At 35.8% G+C, this 22162-nt stretch carries 13 protein-coding genes and 1 pseudogene; 12 read left to right on the plus strand and 2 right to left on the minus strand.

Going from position 1 to position 22162, the window contains the following annotated elements; translation table 11 throughout:
- Window positions 1–14: 14 nt before the first annotated feature.
- The 12 genes from CKV81_RS00415 (at window position 15) to CKV81_RS00470 (ending at window position 19685) form a co-directional block, all read left to right on the plus strand.
- Complete coding sequence (locus tag CKV81_RS00415) at window positions 15–1643, plus strand: site-specific DNA-methyltransferase (RefSeq protein WP_095069329.1); 1629 nt, start codon at window positions 15–17, stop codon at window positions 1641–1643.
- Between the two features lie 125 nt (window positions 1644–1768).
- A complete protein-coding gene (locus tag CKV81_RS00420) occupies window positions 1769–4465 on the plus strand; it encodes a DEAD/DEAH box helicase (RefSeq protein WP_095069331.1) in 2697 nt (898 codons plus the stop codon).
- A gap of 23 nt (window positions 4466–4488) precedes the next feature.
- Window positions 4489–7176 (plus strand): DEAD/DEAH box helicase family protein, encoded by a 2688-nt coding sequence (locus tag CKV81_RS00425; protein ID WP_095069333.1) that lies wholly within the window; start codon window positions 4489–4491, stop codon window positions 7174–7176.
- Window positions 7167–8435: an exodeoxyribonuclease VII large subunit gene (locus CKV81_RS00430; protein WP_095069335.1), complete on the plus strand. Its 1269-nt coding sequence runs from the start codon at window positions 7167–7169 to the stop codon at window positions 8433–8435. The genes CKV81_RS00425 and CKV81_RS00430 overlap by 10 nt, the downstream gene beginning before the upstream one ends.
- A 4-nt stretch (window positions 8436–8439) precedes the next feature.
- A complete protein-coding gene (locus CKV81_RS00435; RefSeq protein WP_095069337.1) occupies window positions 8440–10638 on the plus strand; it encodes a nuclease-related domain-containing DEAD/DEAH box helicase in 2199 nt (732 codons plus the stop codon).
- A 15-nt stretch (window positions 10639–10653) separates the two neighbouring features.
- Window positions 10654–12372 carry a DUF3696 domain-containing protein gene (locus tag CKV81_RS00440; RefSeq protein ID WP_095069339.1) on the plus strand — a complete coding sequence of 573 codons (1719 nt, stop codon included), beginning with the start codon at window positions 10654–10656 and terminating at the stop codon, window positions 12370–12372.
- A gap of 2 nt (window positions 12373–12374) precedes the next feature.
- Window positions 12375–13322, plus strand: coding sequence for a hypothetical protein (locus CKV81_RS00445; protein WP_095069343.1), 948 nt, complete (start codon window positions 12375–12377; stop codon window positions 13320–13322).
- Window positions 13323–13580: 258 nt separating this feature from the next.
- Entirely contained in the window at window positions 13581–13901 is a 321-nt protein-coding gene (locus tag CKV81_RS00450; RefSeq protein ID WP_095069347.1) for a hypothetical protein, read from the plus strand.
- Window positions 13902–13948: 47 nt separating this feature from the next.
- Window positions 13949–14881: a hypothetical protein gene (locus CKV81_RS00455; RefSeq protein ID WP_095069351.1), complete on the plus strand. Its 933-nt coding sequence runs from the start codon at window positions 13949–13951 to the stop codon at window positions 14879–14881.
- Between the two features lie 101 nt (window positions 14882–14982).
- Complete coding sequence (locus tag CKV81_RS00460; protein ID WP_095069355.1) at window positions 14983–16797, plus strand: DUF262 domain-containing protein; 1815 nt, start codon at window positions 14983–14985, stop codon at window positions 16795–16797.
- Between the two features lie 6 nt (window positions 16798–16803).
- Window positions 16804–19002, plus strand: coding sequence for a DUF262 domain-containing protein (locus tag CKV81_RS00465; protein ID WP_095069356.1), 2199 nt, complete (start codon window positions 16804–16806; stop codon window positions 19000–19002).
- Window positions 19003–19409: 407 nt separating this feature from the next.
- Window positions 19410–19685, plus strand: a complete 276-nt coding sequence (locus CKV81_RS00470; RefSeq protein ID WP_095069358.1) for a YopX family protein — start codon at window positions 19410–19412, stop codon at window positions 19683–19685.
- A gap of 593 nt (window positions 19686–20278) precedes the next feature.
- Here the strand turns inward: CKV81_RS00470 and CKV81_RS00480 are convergent.
- Together CKV81_RS00480 and CKV81_RS00485 are read right to left on the minus strand one after the other, a co-directional pair.
- Window positions 20279–21340, minus strand: a pseudogene (locus CKV81_RS00480) (IS3 family transposase); the annotation flags it as partial.
- Window positions 21341–21404: 64 nt separating this feature from the next.
- Complete coding sequence (locus tag CKV81_RS00485; RefSeq protein WP_095069361.1) at window positions 21405–21665, minus strand: hypothetical protein; 261 nt, start codon at window positions 21663–21665, stop codon at window positions 21405–21407.
- Window positions 21666–22162: the final 497 nt, after the last annotated feature.

Raw genomic sequence — 22162 nt, forward strand, 5'->3', positions numbered from 1 at the left:
TACAATAAAAAAATATGGCCAACAAAAACCTTCAGAAACTCGAACTCACCTGGATTGGCAAAGGTGAAGAACCAAAACTGGAACCACGCATACTCATAGAAAACCCCGAATATTCCTATGGCGATCCCGATACCGGAAATATGCTCATACACGGCGACAACCTGCTCGCGCTGAAAGCTCTGGAGCAGGACTACGCAGGAAAAATAAAGTGCATCTACATCGATCCGCCGTATAACACGGGACAAGCATTTGAATATTATGATGATGGTATAGAGCATTCAATTTGGCTAAACCTTATGTATTTAAGATTAAAGATATTATATAAACTTTTAAAAAAAGATGGAGTTATTTTTATTAATCTTGATGAAAATGAACAGGCTTATTGCAAATTAATTTGCGATGAAATTTTTGGAAGGGAAAATTATATAGGTGATCTAATTTGGCAAAAAAGAAAAGGAGGTGGTAATGATTCAAGATTTTTTGCAATTGACCACGATTATGTTTTAGTTTATGCTAAGTTTAAGAGCAAAGAGATTCATAGTAAATGGAAAGTTTCTCAATCAGAAGAATATTTGAAAAGATATAAAGAAAAGGATGAAAATGGCAGATTTTATTGGGATACTTTAGCGAGAGATGGGCTACAAAATCCTATACCTATTGAAATTGACTGTCCTGATGGAACAATTCTGAGAATGAATTCTCAAAAATCTAAAGACACTATACTAACAGGATTAGAAAATGGAACTGTAAGATTATCGCAAGGAAGAAACGGTTGGTCTTTGCATCATAAGGTTTATATGCCTTCGGGACAGGTTTTAAGATCAATATTGACAGATGTTGGCACTAATAAAACAGCAGGAGATGAAATAAAATCAATTTTTGGAAATGCAAAATCTTTTGATTATCCAAAACCAGAAGGTCTAATTAGTAAAATTCTAGAGTTGACCACAGTTGAAGGTGACATCGTCCTAGATTCCTTCCTCGGTTCTGGCACAACTGCCGCAGTCGCTCACAAAATGGGCAGAAAATATATTGGCGTAGAATTGGGCGAACACGCCAAAACTCATTGTTATCCGCGTCTTAAAGCCGTAGTAGATGGCGAACAGGGCGGCATTTCCAAAGCCGTAAACTGGCAAGGTGGCGGCGGTTTCAAATTCTACACCCTTGCGCCAAGTCTGCTGCAAAAAGATAAATTTGATAACTGGGTTATTTCTGAAAACTACAATGCCGATATGCTCGCTGCAGCAATGGCAAAACAGGAGGGCTTCAAATATCAGCCCGATGATACCAAATTCTGGAAACAGGGCCGCTCTTCCGAGCAGGATTTCATCTATACCACTACGCAGTTCCTCACCGCAGAATCCCTGGAAAGCATTCACGATGATATGCTGCCCGGAGAATCGTTGCTGATCTGCTGCAAGGCATTTCAGAAAGAATGTAAAAATCGCTTCCCAAACATTTCTGTAAAAAAAATACCGCAGATGTTGCTGAACCGATGCGAGTTTGGCAAAGACGATTACAGTTTCAATATCGTAAATCTTCCCACCGAAGAAACCGCTGAAGAAACCGAAGAGCCTGAAATAACCATTCAGGAACTCAACGACCAATCCAACACCGATACGCAAACCACCTTATTTGATTAATCAAAATTCCCTTGGAAGCAAAAATTTTCTAAAATTTAGGAATTTATTCCCCTCTTTCAGAGGGGTGCCCGAAGGGCGGGGTGTAAAAAATAAACCATCAACCATCAACCAATAACCACCAACCAATGGACAATACAGCCAATTACATCAAACAGCGCCTTTCCCTGCGCAAACCTTTACAGGATTCCCTGGATGTAGTCGCACAGTTAGCCGATAAACTCACCCTGAAAAAACAACCCGAAAACCCGGAAGAAGCCACCGCTTTCCTAAAGGAGGAACTCGCAAAAGTGCAGGAGCATTATCCGTTTGTCAAAAACTTTCAGCGCGATTTTCCTTCACTGGCATTTTCCATTGCTACGGGTGTTGGCAAAACAAGATTAATGGGTGCCTGTATTGCTTATCTCGCTATAAACAAAGGCATTAAGAATTTCTTTGTATTAGCGCCCAACCTTACCATTTACGAAAAACTCATTAAAGATTTCGGTGATCCGGGTTATGCAAAATATGTGTTCAATGGCATTTCGGAGTTTGTGCACAACCGTCCGGTCATCATTACCGGCGACAACTACAATCAGCAGGGAAATCTGTTTGATGAAAACGAAATCCGCATCAATATTTTCAATATCTCAAAATTCAATTCAGATAATAAGGGAACAAAAAAAGGCGGCGTCGCTTTAGCACCGAAAATCAAACGGCTTTCAGAATATTTGGGACAATCGTATTGGGATTATCTTACCGGTATTAACGACTTGGTGATTTTAATGGACGAAGCGCACCGCTACCACGCTGATGCTTCCAAAAATGCCATTAACGAACTGAAACCCGTTCTTGGCTTGGAACTTACCGCCACACCAACAGACGAAAAAGGAAATGTTTTTCAGAATATCGTTTACGAATACAATCTCGCGCAGGCATTGGCAGATGGCGAGTTTGTGAAAAATCCTGCCATAGCAAAAAGGAAAAACTTTGTAAAAGGCAGTCTTTCCGATGCAGATGTGGACCGCATTAAACTGGAAGATGCCGTTTCTGTGCATCGCCAAACCAAAAACGAACTCGACTTATATTCCCGCAACAACGAAGTAAAACAGGTTAAACCGTTTATTCTTGTAGTTTGTAAAAATATAGAGCACGCCGAAGAAACCTATGATTATATCAATTCATCAGAGTTTTACGAAGGCGAATACATTGGCAAAGTAATCGCCATACACAGCGTAACACGCAAGGATGAAGAAATTGAAAGTCTTTTTGTATCACTCGAAAATCCTGAAAATCAGGTTGAAATTGTCATCCACGTCAATATGTTGAAAGAAGGTTGGGATGTTTCTAATCTCTATACGATCGTTCCTTTAAGGGCGGCAAATGCTAAAATATTAATTGAGCAAACCATTGGTCGGGGTTTGCGCTTGCCTTATGACGGTAAAAGAACCGGAGTGGAATCTGTGGACAAACTCACCGTTATTGCTCACGATAATTTTGATGCCGTTATTGAAGAAGCCAACGATCCGAAATCTATCCTGAATAAATTCACTTTCATTGAACTGGATGAAGGACAGTTGCAGCCAAAAACAGAAGTCATTACTTCGGTTTCTACCGTAGATAAAACCGTTCAGGAAGAACAAAAAAAAGTAGAAGCCATTACCAATCCGGTAGAAAAACAAAAAGCGCAGACGGTGGTAGATGCCAAGAAAGCCATTCTCACCGTGTTGCCATCATTCAATAAATCTTCCCTCGTAAAGAAAGTGGATGACCTTACAAAAGAAGAAGTAAAAAAAGAAGTCATTCAGAAAATTGAAGAAAACCTGAATAAAGGACAGTTAAATATGTTTTCAGAACAGATTGTGGCAGAAGCAAGAGCACAATATGAAAGCATTATTAATTCTTATAAAGAAAATATCATTGAAATTCCAAGAATGGTATTGGCTCGCGGCGAAGTAGAGGCATACTTTTCAGACTTCGATTTAGTAACCGATGATTTCAATTACCGCGCACTTGATCAGCAGATTATCAGAATGAATTTACAGGACAGAAAAGTGGAAGAAATTGGGGTTGAGGACAGCGGTATTAAATCCAATCCGGTAAAACTCATCATCAGCGAACTCCTCAATTATCCGGAAATAGATTATGATTCAAATGCTGACCTGCTTTATAAATTGGCACAGCAGGCAGTGGACGCTTTGGAAAACAACCTGGATGACAAAAGCAAACTGAGTCTTACCGTAAGGCAGTTCAAACCGGCCATTGCTGAAAAAATATACCATCAGATGCGCGCCAATTTTACGGTTACCACGCCCGAGTTTGTAGAGCCGGATGTATTGCCGTTCACCAAGATTGAACCGCATAACTATACTGCCCTTACAGAATCGGGCTACAGAGATTACAGAGATACCATTTCGCCGGTTTCATTAGTTCCGAGATATGTTTACCGCGGTTTTGAAAAAGCCTGTCATTTTGAATATAAATTTGATTCGGGCACAGAAAAAGACTTTGCCTTCATTCTGGAAAGTGATTCCAAAGTTGTTAAATGGCTTCGACCTGCACCAAGTCAGTTCAGAATCTATTGGAGCAATACGGGCAAACGCTATGAACCGGATTTCATTGTAGAAACCGATGATGCAATCTATATGGTAGAACCAAAAGAATCAGGCAAAATGACCGATCCTGATGTTTTGGCGAAAAAAGAGGCCGCCTTGGAATTTTGTAAATACGCCTCAAAATACAACGCCGAAAATGGTGGCAAACCTTGGAAATACGCACTGATTCCGCACAATGCAATTACAACCACCACCGGTTTTGAATATTTAATGGCGCAGTATGCGGATTAAACAGATAAAAAAATTACGCTATAATGAAAGAATCTATTTTCGATATTGCAAAGGCAATTGACAGGCACCGCCAGTTAGAATTCGCCTCAGAAACCCTCAATAATGCCGTGGGAAGATGCAAGGTGCTTTATGATGGTACTGAGCAGCAGTTTTGGCTAATCAACAGTGAAGGCAATGTGAAAACCAGTAAAGATTGGTTTGGAAATCCTATAGCGAACACCGCTTTTGTTGATGCAAAACCGTACTCTAAAGATGGCTTTACCGTCCCGAAACATTCGTATCTGGCTAGTATCCTAATACAGAACAATGAAGGATCCCACGCTTACCGGTCTCCAAATGGTGAAAAAATTATTGAAATTTTCAATCGTGCTACTTATGATCCTAGTCCTAGTGCGGTAGCTGAAAATATAAAGATCAATATTGCGTCTGATTCAAGAAAATATGCCTATCAGCTGATTTCGGAAATTCTTGAGCTGAAAAAATCTTTAGAAAAAGATGAAAAAGCGATAGAGGAGGCAAAAAATAAGGAAAATCAGGAAGCGGTAGATAAATTAATTTTAGAACTGGACTTAAAAAGAAAACAATTTGATGAAAAATTGGCTTCAGCCAAGAACTTTATTCGTACTCATGCCGAATTAAGATACCAACCAATTCTGGATCCCGTGCAGGACAAAGTGAAAAGTTCCAAAATTTTTAATGGTAATCTCATCATAAACGGCGGTCCCGGTACAGGAAAAACAACTTCCCTTATTCAGCGGATAAAATTCTTAACGTCGCAGACTATAGAGGAGTTTACAAATATTAGCTCTGCACAAAGACAGGTGCTTTTTGATCAGAAAAAAAGCTGGATTTTCTTTACACCAAATGAGCTTCTTAAGCTTTTTCTTAACAACAGTATGGTTAAGGAGGAGTTGCTTGCAAATGATGATACTGTAAGGGTTTGGCAGGATTATAAACCATACCTGTTTTTAGAATTTAAATTGTCAGATTCCGTAAAGAAAAAGCCTTTTTTATTTTATAAAAGGGACCAAGATATCACGATGCTGCCAGAGGACGCAGCAAAACTTCAGGAGTTAATATCAAAATTTGAAAAATACTTCATAAGTCTGCAGAAACAAAAACTTGATAAGATTAAAAATCTTGATATTTCTCTGTTTTCTTGGAAAGATGTTGGCAACACTATAAAAAGAGATTCTGTCGGCAATGCAGATATAGATATACCAGGGTTTATGCTGTTATTTCTTAACCTGCAGGAAAAGTATCAGGATTTATCAAAATCTGTTGCAGATGATTTCAATAAGATGATACAGAGAGCAGCTGCAATAGTACTGACTGAGGTGAAGAAAGATACTGCTCGTTATCAGGAATTGGTAAAAATGATTGCTAGTGAAAATCTTACTGAAACCGATAATGAACAGGACGAAGACGAGGATATTGATAGAGAAAATTTTGAGGAAACCGTTGAAGAAAATCCTGCAGATACCGATTTGAAGTTAATTGCCGTCATTAAATCTTTGGTGCGAAAGAATGCACTTAAGAAATTTGACAATATCACTAAGTTAACTGGAAGAGATAAAAAATATCTCGAAAAAATACCGGAATCCCAGGAAGTGGTAAATGGAGACAAAATTGGTGAGATTGCATTTTTCAGAAAATATTTTGAGAGGCTAACCAAAGGGATAATGGTAAATATCTATCAGGAAATTCCTTCCGCCTACAAAAAATTTAGAAGATCGGAAATCGCATCACAATCTGTTTTGTGGAATTTTTCGCTGCTCGAAAAACTTGTTAAAGAAAACAATATCAGGCTCCATGTTGATGAACAGGCATTTATAATCATGTTCATTAATAAATTGAATAATTTGTTGGCAAAAAACCATAGATTATTATACAACAATACTAATCATCCTTTTGTTGAAACTTTTCGTCAATATTGTAAGGCGGTGATAGGTATAGATGAGGCAACCGATTTTCGCCTGATAGATTTACTTTGTATGTCGTCATTCAACAATCCTGATTTTAATTCTGTCACGCTCTCTGGTGATATGATGCAAAAATTGACAAAAGATGGTCTGAAATCATGGGACGACTACAGAAAATTTTTTAAGGACACAGAAATTTATGACCTTGAAATTTCCTATCGCCAAAGTCAAACTTTACTTGCGTTGGCACAGATAATTTATAAAGGGGTAAATAAGCAGGAAGCAGTATATAAATCATTCATTTCACCGTCAGATATGGAACCTGTACCGCTTTTGTTGATTTCAGATGATGAGGACGAAAAATTGCAGTGGATTGTAAATCGTATTTTAGAAATACGCGCAGCCTATAGTTTCATACCATCTATTGCGATTTTTGTCCCTTTAGAACAAGATGTGGAGCGATGCGCTAAAAAACTGGGAGATTTTGATGAGCTTTCTGATGTTGGTATTAATGTGAAAGCCTGTAAAGATGGTGAGGTATTAGGAAATAAAGATACTGTGAGGGTTTTTTCCATTGATAAAATCAAGGGGTTGGAGTTCGAAGCCGCATTTTTTCACAATGTGGATAATATTTTAAGATCCGATGTTTCGGATGAAATGTTTCTCAAATTTATGTATGTTGGCCTCTCAAGAGCTTCATTTTATTTAGCGATGACACTTAATGATAACCTACCTGAGAAAGTATCAGCAATTCAGGACTATTTTAAAACTGAGCAAAATTGGAAATAACACAACCGAACATATCGGATAAATATCAGGTTTACTCCCCAACCTCAGTAATAGGCATTTTCAACAATGCCCTGAAACTTCCTGCCACGGTAAATTTAATTTACCTGAAAGGCAGATATTCCTACGGCGGTGGCAAGGCGTATGTAAACTACTATTACGACTTTTTATTTTCCGAAAGTGACAATGTATCTATCGGTGTGAAAATGCCTGGCTTGCTCCGTTCTCAGATTGTAAATAATGAAATTTACACCTTGCGCGGATATATAGAAAAAAGATTACGCAACTCAAGCATTGACCTTGTTTTTGTCGTAGACGAAATCATTGCCCAGGAGGAAAAAACCATCTCTGAAGACGATCTGAAAAGATATGACCTCATTCAGAAAAAGTTAGAAAAAGATTCTGTGGACCTCCAAACCTTAATCCGCGAAAAAATACTTTCCGGTCAAAAGATCAGGATTGCCAATATTTATGGCCATAATGCTATTGTGCAGAGAGATTTTTCAGAAGGCTTGGATGTATCTTCTACTGAATTTGAAATCACAGATTTCACCTGCAACATTACTTCCACAACCTCCATCATTAGCCAATTGAACAATGTTTCCTCAGGTGATTTTGATATTATTGCTTTAGTCCGTGGTGGTGGCGACCGCCAAAGTTTCGAAGTGTTCAACGATTTGGCACTGGCAGAAAAATTTATTGATTTGCCCGCACTCACGGTTACCGCTCTGGGACACACGGTAGATGAAACCCTGTTAGACAAACTTTCAGACCGCCGTTTTCACTTACCACACGATTACGGAGCAAGTCTGCATGTCATAGTAAATAAACTCGTAGAAGAAAAATCAAACTCCCGTGCTCTTCTCATCGAAGAAGTCAAAAAAGATGTCACCAAACAATTTGAAGAACAGGTAAAAACACTGTCAGAACAGCTTGGGAATAAAAACAAAGAATTCGAAAAACTCCAGGAAGATTCGGCAAAACAAATTTCAAAACAGACTGAAACTGTTCATAAACAAATGAAAATGCAGGCTGAAGAAATGGAAAAATATAAATCAGAAATAGCGTCCTTGCATGAAAAAAATATTAAAGAAGCAGTCAGATCTGAAACCGCCTCTTTATCAGCAAAATTAGATATAATTTCTCTTGAAAACTCTTCTTTGAAAGAAGATATTCGCTCAAGAAAAAAAACAAATATCTGGCTTTATCTGATTTTGATAATTTTGGGTCTGGTTGTGGGGATTTTATTAAGTAAATTATAAAGGAATGGCAATTTTTTATCCTGAAATAGAAAAAATTTTGCAAGGCAAAGTAAAACCTGAGCCGGGTGAACTTCATTTGCTTTATTTTCTTCGTGATAATTTGGATGATTCGTATGATGTCTTCTTTAATCCTTATATGAACGGAGACAGACCGGATGTTGTTGTGATGAAAAAAGGTCAGGGTATGTTAATAATCGAAGTTAAGGATTATGTTCTAAAACATTATGATATTGACCACAAAACTAAGAACTGGAAAGTAAAAAGTTCAACAGGGAACGCAGTAATCAAATCACCTATTACTCAGGTTCTAAAGTATAAGAATAACTTATTTGATCTGCATATAGAGAATCTGTTAGAACAAAAGATATCCGATATTAGAAATGCAAACATGATTTCTTGTGCTTTATATTTTCACAATGCCACACAGTCCGATCTTGAAGATTTTATTGTAAATCAATTTTCTTCGGATAAAAATTATAGTAAATTCCTTACTTTCAATATTTTGCTATTCGGCAGAGATGGGCTGACAAAAGATAATTTTAATAGTGCATTGCGTCGCCGTCATTTAGGAAAAGGTCAAATGACTTCTTACTTTCCAGATGAACTTTATGAGAGAATTAAAAGATTCCTAAATCCACCATTACATCAGAAGACTGATGGAATTGTCCCAATGTATAATCAGGAACAGCAAAGGTTGATTTATGACCAGGATAGAAAAGAAATTAGGGTAAAAGGGGTTGTAGGTTCAGGAAAAACCACAGTTTTGGCAGGACGCGCTGTAGAATTACATAAAAGAACAAATGGAGATGTGCTTATCCTTTCCTTCAACGTTACGCTAAAGAATTATTTGAAAGACAAAATTAGTGAGGTTCGTGAGGAATTTCCGTGGGGAGCGTTTACAATTTTGAATTATCATGTTTTCATTAATGATGTATTGAATGGCGTAGGTGTGGATGTAGCAGTTCCTGAAAATTTTGACTCTTATTCAGCAGAACAAATTGAGAATTATTTTGAGCAGAATTACTACTCAAATATCGCATTATTTGAGCAATATAAAGACCAATTTAGAAAGTTCGACGCAATCTTAATTGATGAAATTCAGGACTATAAATCAACGTGGATGAATATTATTAAAGATTATTTTTTATCTGCAAACGGCTACTATATGGTTTTTGGTGACGAGAAGCAAAATATCTATGGCAATGAAGTGGTGAACAAGAGTATGTCGGTCAACATTATTGGTCGTCCCTCAGAACTGAAAACATCTTATCGGTCAAGAACAAAAATTAAAGAGTTGGCTTTAAATTTTCAGCGCGAATTCCTTGCAGAAAAATATGAAACAGATGAACACGTATCTTTTAAAGCGAGCAACAGTGATGGTGGCTTATTTTCAGAAAAAGATGATCTGTCAGGAACATTAAGTTACATGTTTTTGCCGTCGGCAAACAGTATTCCGAGTTTATATACAATTATTCATGAAAACAGTATTAACAAAGGTATTCATCCAAATGATATTACGGTTTTAGGAACTCAAATAAGGCTTTTAAAAGATTTCGATGCTCACTATCGTTACCGTTCAGGCGAAAAAACGAATACAATGTTTGAAACATCCGAAATGCTTTTAACATCCGGAATGAATTCTGAGCAAGTACCGATAAAAACAATGCGAACACACTGTATTCGCAAGGGGCTTGAATTGATAAAACTATATAATGAATACAATCTCACTCGTGGTTTTCGGGAATTGGCTTCGCTGCTGATTTGTAAAAATCTTGCAGATGAATCTCCTGAATTTTTTAATGCGAGATATCAGCACCTGTGCAGAAATAGTAAAATTACTTCAGAAATTTTTGACAACTACTATGCTCAAAATCAAACAGCATTATCTTCCTTCATTGCAAAGTATGTAAAGAATGCAGCACCCTCTCTCATGAAGTTAATTCGTGATAATAAAAAAATTCATTTTTGGATGAACAGTGGTACAATCAAGATTTCAACAATTCACAGTTTTAAAGGTTGGGAAGCGGATCTTGTCTACCTGATTATTGAAAATGTTCCTGAACACATGGAAAGTACTTTTAATGAATTGATATATACAGGAATAACAAGAGCAAAACAGAACCTGATCATCCTTAATTATGGTAATGAAAGCTTTCATAATAAAATAACACCCTTAATAGATCAAGTCAACAACTCAAATTAAAATACAGCAAGTACAATGAAAATATCTCTCAAAAATTTCCGCATATTCAAAGAAACAACAAACTTTAACATTCGCCCGATTACAGTTCTTACAGGACCAAATAACGCAGGAAAAAGTGCATTGGCAAAATTATTCATGCTGTTGAAAAATAATGTTAACAATTTGGATTTTTCAAAAGGCGATCATAGGATTAACTCGTTTGAAAATGCCGTTAATTACGATTCTAACGACAAATATTTTGTGGTTGGCACGGAATTTAAAATTCCCTTTTTTGTAAATACAGAGTTGCGCATTGGTTATGCTGATAACAAAATATTTCAATATAAAATCTTGTATCAAGATCGTCCATTATTGTTAGTTGATAATCAAGTGTATGATAAAAAAATTTACTATCAAAACATCGTCGATATTTTTCTCAAAGGAATATCTCTAATACCAATAGGTTTGTCAGATAAAACTAATGTGACTTATACTCCTTTAAATCAATTTCCATTTGATTTCTCAAAATATCCTGAAATAACTTTTGATAATTATAAAGAAATTGAAAATGTAACTTATCCCGAGCTTATTAAAAAAACAGTTTTAAACATTGATTTTGAAAACAAAAAAACTTCATATCGAGAGGTGAAATCTCAGGAAAACCTTTTGTCAGCCAATGCTTTATGTAATGAGATTGAAAGATTGATTTTGGAAGAAACCCCATACGCTTTATTTGATGTTTATCTTGATATGGAAAAATTTACCGCCAAATATTACGATAAGATTCTTAGTTTACAAGGTGAAGAAATTAATGTTAACGATCCCTTCAAAACAGAAAAAGAAAATCTCTTGTCCGCACTTGAAAACATTCGTTGGAAAATTGAAAAGTATTTCAAAGAAGAGTTTCCAGAAATGAATATAGAGATAATTCCATCTCGTTCCTACAAACTAATATTTTCGGAGAAATACATAAATTGGATGCAGGACTTTGAAGAAAATGGCAACACATTTTGTAATGAATTACTTGCTGTGCTCAGAAAATTTGATAACAAATTAAAACAAGTAGAATTTATTACAATAGATCGCGGTCTTCAATTTAAATCAATTGATAATCCAAATTATCAGATCTTAATTGATTATAGTAATCTAGACAAGAAGACTCCTAAAATTTTCGAGACTAAGCCGCAATTCAAAAGTGGTACTTTCATTGAAAAAGCTATGAAAATTTTAGGCTTTCCTTCAGAAGTTATCATTCAGCAGGTGCAGTTACTAAATGGAATAGGTATAGCTGATTTACTAATAAAAAATAAAGAAAAGCAGCAGAGTTTATTAGAATTGGGCTACGGTTTTTCCATGTTGTTGCCTATTTTAATGCGAATTGAGTTGGGCGGTTCACCAATTTTCATCGAGGAACCTGAAGCAAATCTCCACCCAAATTATCAGTCACTGCTCGCAGATATTTTTGTACTCGCTACTGAAATGTTCCCGGATCAAGAAATTGTTTTGGAAACGCATAGCGAATACCTAATCCGTAAACTTCAGTTACTTACTGCGCAAGGAAAAATATCTACGGACAAATCCATGATTTACTACTTTAATGATGATAAAAGTGTTGCTCCGGAAAATCCAAAGGTTATTGAGATTGAAATCAACCATAATGGTAGTCTTACTGAAGATTTCGGACCCGGCTTTTATGATGAAGCGGTAAGGCTACAGTTCAATTTATCAAATATTAACCGTGAACAGATGAATTGATCATGAAAGTATTTTTTAGTAAAGAATTTCTAAGCGCTTTCTTATCTAAGCCTTCATATATTTCAGTTGCAGATCAGTTTTTAGATTCGCTGCTAAATAGTTATAGCGAAATAGAAATTATTCAGGAAGGCACAAATACAACAGAAGAATTTTCCAAATCTGAATTGCGTTTACGCTACGGAATAAGTGGGGATTCCCGTAAATTTATTCTTTCTGAAAATATAGAAAAAGATTTAGCATGTACTCCTGAAAACCAACTATCATTATTTTTTACTGCAGAAACAATTGATAAATCGCTACTTAAAATGGCTAATATTATTGTTTTTACTATTTCTGATTATGAAGAAAAAATCATTCAGTTTAAAAGAGATTTGTCTTTTGGATTTATTTTGAATAGCCAAAAAGATTGGGATAAACTAAAAATTGCTAATTCCTCATTAGTAAAAAACCATTTGGAAAAACTAACAGTTTTAGATCCATACATATTTGCGGATTACTATAAATCAGGAAAAGTGGAAAATCTTGAAAGACCATTTCTTTTTATAATCAATAAAATTGCAGAGGAAGAATCACTACGAAATCTTGAAGTTTTTACAATTACAGAGGAATTTGACAACAATCGCCGATCCAATATATCTTATGCTAGAGATATTCGTGCAATTATTGATTTTCTTGATGAAATTCTACCTGCTGAATCATCATTTAAAGTAATAGATAACGGTAAAGTAAATCGTAGCAGTAAATTTGATTTTCACGACCGAAATATTTTTTCCAATTTATTTATTCTTAAAGTTGGAATAGGTTTTACCGAAAAATATAATGACTATACAAATTCGGAAGTGGAATGTTATTCAATTTTCGATAAATGGGGACATGATTTAATCCGGCATAGGAAAAGGATGGTTTCAAAATACCTGCAGACTATGAGGCCTCAAATTTATAGCCGATAAGTGAAATCAATCGTGTTGCAGATGAGTTAATACAAAACTATAAAGGTTTACTTATTGCAAAGTGTCCTGCGGATTAGAGGATGTTAAATATTTTTTTGAATTGATGTGTTTGATATATAAATGTGAAAGTTATGAGCCTTCCAATGAAGAAAAAGAGCAGTATTACAGAAAGTATGACGGCCAAAAACCATCTAATTTTTGGTGGTCAAAATATTAAAATACTAAAAATCAAAACCATATACTAAATATTTTAAATAAATGGGCACTATTATGAAAGCAAAATGCAAATGTGGTTACCAATCCAAAGACCTGTTTTACGGCGCAGGAATGATGGACTTTATGAAAGTAGCAATGGTACCGGCAATTAAAAATGGAAGTTCCCAGATCGAAATGATTAACATAAAGCAGAGAAGCAAATTTCCCCACCATATTTTTTATACGGATAGTGAATTATCGGAGAAGAGGGGCACTAAAAGAACTATTGACCATTTTAATTTGAAATTACAGCCAGAAAATAACTTTTGTCCTGCTTGTAAGAACAACAGTTTAGAGTTTCTTGCTGTTGGCTGTTTTGATTAACAGTTAATCATAATCAAATTACATTTAATTAAATAAGGTATTGCACTTTGAACAAAAAACAGTTAATAATAGAATCATTCAGAACACTTAACGCAGATATGCTGGAGGTGCTGCTGAATGATGGCCAAAATTACAGCGATGTTTCAAAAGAATTGTTTATTGAAAGATATAAAGAGTTTTTTGAAAATATAAAAGAATATCCTGAAACCGAACTGGGCTTCAAAGTTTACCCCGGTGAATGCACTAACTGTTACAAAGGCAGAAAAGGTGTTTCATTTGTCAATCCTGATGGCGAGTGCTGCCTGAGTTTGATTTTTGAAGAAAATGAAGATGATTACAGTGATATTTGCTCCTGCTCCTCATTCAAAACGGAAGGCATAGAAGTAGTGAATACCTGGATTGCACCGTATTTTTATACCGATGAAAAATATGATTGGAAACCCACATACAAGAACTATCAGGAAATGTCTGAATGCGATAAAGGAGTTAAAGAAATTAAAGAGGAAATAGCAAATGAAGGTATTCTGTCTGCATCTTTTTACCAGCTTTGGCTACGCAAATATGAAAAATTTGACACCATTGAAAATATTTTTACAGATAAATATTACAAATATTATGAAGAAGTAAGAAAGTTTGTTTCAGCCGTAAAATACGTACGTGATTTTTTTGAAAAGGAAAAAGTTGCAAAAGAATTATTTCTGAACTTTTCTGCATTTAATGTTGTAACCGCTGATAAAATAATTCCGTGGCTACATGAATGCAAAGAAATCTTTCCCTACGGCTTCTATGAATTTGATTATGAATGCAATTTTTTACAGGGCTATTTTGTAAACAGAAATTTGAAATTCAAACTAAGTGAACTGTATTACACCCATTCAGTGCATCATCTGATGAATAACTATTGGGATTTAATTTTGCCTGAAGAAGACTCAACAAATGAAGATTTTGAATATGAAGATGATGAAACATTGCCCTTCTAAAATACTGTCTCAAAATAAATCTCGATATTGAAAATGTAATGGCCGTTCTGTAACAAAAAACTATTTAACTATTATTTTAAACCTGAATAAAACTATTATTAATGAACAACGAAATAGAACTATTAAGTATCAACGATCTTTTAGACCGTCACTTTTACATACCGTATTATCAGCGTGGTTACCGTTGGACAGAGCACCACGTTACTGATCTCTTGGAAGACATTTATGCATTCAGCAAATCATCAAATATTAATGATAAAGATTTTTACTGCTTGCAGCCAGTTGTTGTGAAGCCAAAAACTTGGACTGAAAATCAGGAAAGTATTGTTGGCTACGAAGTAATTGATGGTCAGCAACGACTTACAACAATTTATATCATTTTACACTATTTGATGAAAGATTTTCTCAAAGTGGATTCGCTTAAAGAAGACTACGCTAAAGAAATTTATTCACTTCGTTATGAAACACGCCCTAAAAGTCAGGAATTCCTGAAAGATATTAAAGATGATAAATCAAATATCGATTTTTTCCATATTGCTGAAGCATATAAAACTGTTCAAAATTGGTTCAGAGATGAAAACAGACAGTTAAACCGCTCGGATAAAGATGATTTTCTAAAGACACTCTTGGGGAGAAAAGAAGATAAAAAGTCAGTACAGGTCATTTGGTATAGTGTAGAAGAGAGCGTTGATAGCGTCGATTTATTCAACCGACTGAATATGGGAAAAATTCCATTAACAAATGCAGAATTGATAAAAGCGATATTTCTTTCATCTTCAAGTTTCAAAGAAGACCTTCCGGACGAAGCAAACAGAAAGAAAATTGTCATTTCTCAGTTTTGGGATATCATCGAGCAACAACTGAATGATGAAAATTTTTGGTCATTTGTTACCAATTCTAAAATGGAAAAATATGCAACAAAAATTGAATTGCTTTTTGACATTATTTCTAAAAAGAGAACAAACGAAATTGATCCTCTTTATACCTTCATTTATTTTGTAAATGAGTCGAAAAAAGAAAACAGCAGTCTTTGGGACTTGTGGTTATCAGTAGAAAGGTATTATTACACTTTGTTCGAGTGGTACAAGAGTAAAAATTTATACCATAAAACAGGGTTTTTAATAACCAATGGATATGATTTGAAGACTTTAATTGACCTTTCTGTAAACTCACCGAAATCAACATTTGAGGAAGAAATCAACAGAAGAATTTCTGCAAGTATAGATAGCGATTTTGAAAAACTCTCATACAGTACAGCAGGAGATTATAAAAAGATTGAGAAAGTGTTGATGCTTTTTAATATAGAGTCAATTCGGACTAATGAAAAAATAACAGAATTTTATCCATTTAGGTTTCACAAAAATCAACATTGGAGTTTAGAACACATCCACGCGCAAAATTCTGAATCTTTAGACCGAAATAAGAAAGAGCAGTGGCAAAAATGGCTAAGTTATCACACAAAATTGATGGAAGACGTTATTACAGAAACTTCAGATGCAGCAGAACAAATAGAAATGCAAAAGTTACTTGATGAAGTGAAACTCTTTAACGACGATAAACTGACTTATGAAGTATTTGAAGGACTAGCAAAGAAGATTATAGAAAAGTTTTCTGAAAAGAATGAACAGCAGATTAATGATCCCCACAATATTGCTAATCTTGCACTGTTAGGCCATAATGAAAATGCCGCACTCAACAATTCTGTTTTTGAAGTAAAAAGAAGAGCAATTATCTCAATGGATAAAGAAGGTGCATATATTCCAGTATGTACTAAAAGAGTTTTTCTAAAATATTATAATGACACAAATTCTTCACAACAATACTATTTTTGGGGGCACAGCGATCGTGAATCTTATGTTGAAGAAATAAAAAAAGTTCTTGCTCCTTACATAAAAAATCAATCTGTTTTAAACTAATATTTTATGACCATCAGTTTTTATAATTTAATAAAAGAATTCAAAATAGTTATTCCTATCATCCAGCGTGATTATGCACAGGGAAGGGAAACAGGAAAAGTTCCTGCCATTAGAAACAGATTTATTGATTCAATCAAAAAGACTTTGCTTTCCGATAATGATAAAATGGAACTTGATTTTATTTACGGATATACCAAGATTTATGAAAATGAAGAAAAGGTATTGACAAAGCATTTTATTCCTTTAGATGGACAGCAGCGTCTTACAACACTTTTTTTGTTGCATTGGTTTCTTGCATCCAGAGAAGAACGCTTAGAAGAATTAAGACCGGTTCTGCAAAAATTCAGTTATGAAACACGCCACAGTTCAAATGTTTTCTGTAAAAAATTAGTTGATTTTAATCCGGGTAAAGGTTTTTCAGACATCAAGAAACTCATTGTAGATCAGCCTTGGTTTTTTACAGCGTGGCATAATGATCCCACTATATCATCGATGCTTACGGTTCTTCAGGCATTAGAAGAGAAGTTTTACGATACGCATTTATCATTAGATTTTTTGATTAGCGAAAATCCTAAAATTGTGTTTCACCTTTTACCTATGGAGAAATTAGGACTACCGGATGATCTTTATATCAAGATGAATTCAAGAGGAAAAGAACTTACCGAGTTTGAATATTTTAAGTCTCAGTTCACTGAAGTAATTCCGCCAGAATTTGTAAGTAAATTTAAAAATGATGTAGATCAAAAATGGTCCGATCTTTTTTGGGATATGCATAAAGATTTACAGGAACCTGACCTTGCAAAACTTGCAGACCGGGCATTTTTAAGGTTTTATAATTACATTTCTGATATTTTACTTCTTAAAAACAATATTGAACGGACCGATATTAAGGATCAGTTGCTAAATGATAACCTTTATAAAAATCCCGAAAATGTTAGATTCTTATTTGATGCATTAGATGCTCTCTGCAATCCTGATATTTATTTTTCTGATTTGTTTTATCTACAGGAAGCGGATTTCAGTCAGGAAAAAGTAAGGTTGTTTTTCGATAAACCGGAGATTGACTTACTTCGAAAATGTGCCGCGGTTTATAACCCACAGGAACATACAAACCCTTTCTCTTTAGGGGAACAGTTGATGCTGTACGCATACTTACAGCACATAGTTTATGGTACAGAAGATTTTAATAAGAGATTGAGAATACTGCGAAATCTAATTGCGAATTCTGAAGATACAGTCCGTATTGATAATTTAGGGTATTTAGTTTCAGATGCAGATTTGCTAATAAAAACAGGAATAATAAATCCGGATTCTAAATTTAATACCCGTCAGATTGCCGAAGAAAATCTGAAAAGCGAAGTCTTAATTCAAAAACCGCATTTAAAGGAAGTAATGCACAAAACAGAAGATCATAGACTTCTGCGAGGCGCACTTTCTGTTTTTGACTTTGATGATAGATTTGAATTTTATGCAGATAATTTCAGAAAATTATTTTCAGATGGAGTTGATTATAAAACTTTGAGTCACGCATTACTCATAACTGCCGATTATTCGCAACTTTACAGTTGGAGATGGAGAGTTGGAACGCGTAACGAATCAAGTTGGAGGGAACTACTCACACCAAGCAACAGAAGACAGCATTTTGATAAAATCAAAAATTCAGTTCACCTTTTGATTGACCGTTTGTCAGCGAATCCGGCTACGGATATAGCAGATATAGTAGTTAATTATAAAATGCAGTATGAAAATGAAATATCAAAACCTAAGGATTGGATATATTATTACATTGTTTATGATATGTTTGATATCAATTTGGAAGGGTTTTTATATTGGTCCGAAGATCACTTTCATTTGAAATATGATGTAATGAGAAAAACATCTTTAGGTGGCTCTCATTGGAGTCCGTATTTATATGTACTTCAGCAGCGTTTCAATACGAAAGTAACACTTGGGATTTATGGTGAGCCTTTAATCCTAACGAAGAAGAATATTTCGGTTCGATTAAGAGCAAATAATGACGGATACTATATAGAAGAAAATTTTAGCGCAAAAACAGCAGAATATTTAGATTCCCTGATTGCTCACAAAATATTAGATGAAAACTATTGCTTAAAAATTAATAAATTTTCTGAAAATGAAGATTTGGATGACCGGATTATTGAAGGGGAAAAATTCATCAAAACATTTTTTGAAGGAATTGCATAAAATTGAAAGCAGGAGTCAAAATTTAATGAGTCCTGCTTTTATTTTATTTTAGTTTAACAGATGTTGAAATCTCAACTATTTTTCCAATTTTATTCGCTAAATCAGTCTTCATTTCCTCATCATTAAAGAGGTCATAGAGATTATCAAAAAAAAGTACCAATATAAAAATAATTGGGTATTCCATGATGAAAGAATATAGACCCAGATAGATATTGAGAAGATTTTATTTGAAGGTATACTGTAATAATTATTGCATAATGGGAACGTAAAATCAAAATTTTTCTGACCTAAAAAATATCCAGGTCGTCATTTCTCAACCCTGCTCGTTGCTTCACAACGCTTGGGATTGCTCATTCCTTTGCTGTATATTTTGCCAACCCCACCCAATAATATTAGTTTTATAAAATATGAATAAGTTAGAACGAATACCAACAGGAATACAGGATATAAATGAAAGAATGATTTTTGTTGATGATATCGTAAAGGTTACTTACGGCGATGCACCAAACAATTTTTCAGAAAATGAAAAAGTGATTTATGAAAATGGAAAATTCTATCTTGATCACCAGGACGGAACTTCCTCTTTTGATTCACCCCATTATTCTTTAGAAGTAATTGGTAACATTCACGATAACCCCGAACTTTTTAATAACGGGAGAAGAATTTCCTTTTGGGGAGATTAATTACCTCTTTTGCTTTTAGAAATACGCGACACCGTCTCGTAATTTTAGAATTAAATACAAACTGTCAGTACTAAAATCTCCGCTCTACCACAGCAAGTTACATAATCGAAATTATACGCGCGGCAGCCGCAAACGGGGACTTCCTCCATAATGTCGGTGTGCCAAACCGCTGAAAAGCCAAATGCTATACACCGCCAAAATTCCGTCAGAAAGCCAAAGGCGCCTATAATTTGAGATTATGTAAAATGCTTTCCGTGCAACGGGCACAGCCCTTTTGCTCCAACGCCTTCCAGCCGCCAGTGCAGTCATAATTTACACGGTCAGTCCTCCGATTGAAAACCTTCATATCCCCTCCACCCCAAAATAGGATGCAGAAAAATGGTGCAGAGAGTTTCGGGATTTGCCAAGTTCCTTCACTCAAAACACGGTCAAGCCGTGTTTTCAGTTTCGTCACCGCGCACAGTGTAAGCTCCCCATTTTCAGTACACTTCAAAAGTAGAATTTTTTCTTGATTTTTTACTGCTGTTGTTGTCGGATGTAGAAAAGTGGGCAGGAAAAGTGCTTGCCTTAGCCTGGGATTGCTGTCCATTTTTCCACATCACCGGCGATAGACCACCCAATGAGTCATGGGGGCGTTCGTAATTGTAATCTCTTACCCATTCCTGGGTAACACTTCTTACTTCATCCAAACTTTCAAAAATATATGCATCCAGGATCTGATTCCTGTAGGTTTTGTTGAAGCGTTCAATGTAGGCATTCTGTGTAGGTTTCCCCGGTTGGATATAAGCAAAGTTGATCTCATTTACCCTGCTCCAAACTTCAGCAATATTTGCTATAAACTCCGGTCCATTATCCATGCGTATTTTCTCGGGCTTGCCGTAGCGGTTCACCAGATGGTTCAGTATCCAGATTACCCGCGAACTTTTCAAACTGTAATCAGCCTCAATGTGAAGAATTTCCCTGTTGTAATCATCAATCACATTAAAACTGCGGAACTTTCTGCCACTGGCAAGTACGTCACTCATAAAATCTATACTCCACGTGTGAGTAAATGTCTCCGGAACCTCCAGGGGCGATTTTACTCTGGCAGGGAGCCGTTTCTTTACCTTGCGCCGCAAAGGAAGTTTCATTTCCTTATAAATCCTGTGTAGCCGCTTATGATTGATTTTTTTTGCCACGGTTGCGCAGCCGGTAATAGTACTTCCAGAAACCTTCTCTCGGATGGCTCTGTGTAAGTTGTTCAAGCTCCATCATCACCGTAGAATCATCTTTCAGTGAGCGGTAATGAAAACTGCTTCTGCTTAATTTAAGTACACGTAAAGCCTTGCCGGAATCCTTCGGACGGAGCTCATGGATCTCCATGACAATCTCCCGTTTCCGACAAGGCTTTAGAGCTTTTTTTCGATAATGTATTTTGCAACGTCAAGTTCCATCGCGAGGTTTGCGTACATCCGCTTGAGCCGGGCATTTTCTTCTTCCAGCTCTTTCACCCGTTTGAGTTCACTGGCTTCCATGCCATTGTACTTCTGGCGCCACTTATATAAAGTTGCTGTACTGATGCCATTTTCCCTTGCCAATTCCTCGGCACTGCGGCCGCCGGCAAACTCCTTTAAAACACCTGCAATCTTTGCAGGACTGAATGTGCTCTTTTTCATTGTCTTAATAACGATTTAAAGTTAATTATTTTATACTTTTAAACCGTACTGTTTTCGGGGGAGCTTACAACAGCAGTATTCCAGGCAGAAGAAAATGCTTTACGCATTTCGCGAATTCCAAAGCAAAAATAAACCAGCCCATTCGCAAAATTGCTTTTTCCATTCCCATATTTTCAGCACACACCACAAACACTTTAGTTTCATAGGCTAAGAGTTGTAGTGTGTTTGTGGCGCGTGCTGAAAACGCCACCGAAAAGCATTTTCTTTCTGCCCTCCATACCGCTGTCTTTCCAGCCGCTTTTTCAGGCAGTCCTTTGTTTGACATTTATCGCTAATTGACTGTTTCGGCAAACACCATTTTTCTGCGAGTCTGTTTCCCCGGTTTGCCACCACTCGTCCAAGTTCCTCCGGTATATAGCCGCCTTTCCCTTCTGGGAATTTTTGAACCCATTCATTCCAGGCGTCTATACACCTCCGTCACCGCGCACAGTCATATGCCGTTGCTGCGAGCCCTCGCACCGTCATATCACTGTTTTTTCCATTGCTTCCCATCGCCTTGAAAGTGAAAGCAAATAGAAAATCAGTTTTGAATAGAAAATTTTTTTGGTGCCTCAATCGGAGATTCAGCCACAAGAAAAAATAAAAAAAAAGAAAGTAAAGTTGTATGGTCAGGAAAATGCGCTGACAATATCAAGCCGCAAGCGGTTTTTTGCAAAAACTATCTCCGTGAAATAAAATACGGCAATACTTTTTGCAAAAAAATATTGCATCGCATTTTCCTTCCACACAGTTGGAGCACTTTCTTTTTTTCTTTTTTTTCTT

Source organism: Chryseobacterium taklimakanense, assembly GCF_900187185.1.
GTDB lineage: Bacteria > Bacteroidota > Bacteroidia > Flavobacteriales > Weeksellaceae > Planobacterium > Planobacterium taklimakanense.

Bases quoted from the DNA above. Each gene is read 5' to 3' on its own strand.
- CKV81_RS00445 (WP_095069343.1), top strand. From the start codon at position 12,375: ATGAAAGTATTTTTTAGTAAAGAATTTCTAAGCGCTTTCTTATCTAAG.
- CKV81_RS00485 (WP_095069361.1), bottom strand. From the start codon at position 21,665: ATGTCAAACAAAGGACTGCCTGAAAAAGCGGCTGGAAAGACAGCGGTA.
- CKV81_RS00470 (WP_095069358.1), top strand. From the start codon at position 19,410: ATGAATAAGTTAGAACGAATACCAACAGGAATACAGGATATAAATGAA.
- CKV81_RS00435 (WP_095069337.1), top strand. From the start codon at position 8,440: ATGGCAATTTTTTATCCTGAAATAGAAAAAATTTTGCAAGGCAAAGTA.
- CKV81_RS00450 (WP_095069347.1), top strand. From the start codon at position 13,581: ATGGGCACTATTATGAAAGCAAAATGCAAATGTGGTTACCAATCCAAA.
- CKV81_RS00465 (WP_095069356.1), top strand. From the start codon at position 16,804: ATGACCATCAGTTTTTATAATTTAATAAAAGAATTCAAAATAGTTATT.
- CKV81_RS00440 (WP_095069339.1), top strand. From the start codon at position 10,654: ATGAAAATATCTCTCAAAAATTTCCGCATATTCAAAGAAACAACAAAC.
- CKV81_RS00415 (WP_095069329.1), top strand. From the start codon at position 15: ATGGCCAACAAAAACCTTCAGAAACTCGAACTCACCTGGATTGGCAAA.
- CKV81_RS00425 (WP_095069333.1), top strand. From the start codon at position 4,489: ATGAAAGAATCTATTTTCGATATTGCAAAGGCAATTGACAGGCACCGC.
- CKV81_RS00420 (WP_095069331.1), top strand. From the start codon at position 1,769: ATGGACAATACAGCCAATTACATCAAACAGCGCCTTTCCCTGCGCAAA.
- CKV81_RS00460 (WP_095069355.1), top strand. From the start codon at position 14,983: ATGAACAACGAAATAGAACTATTAAGTATCAACGATCTTTTAGACCGT.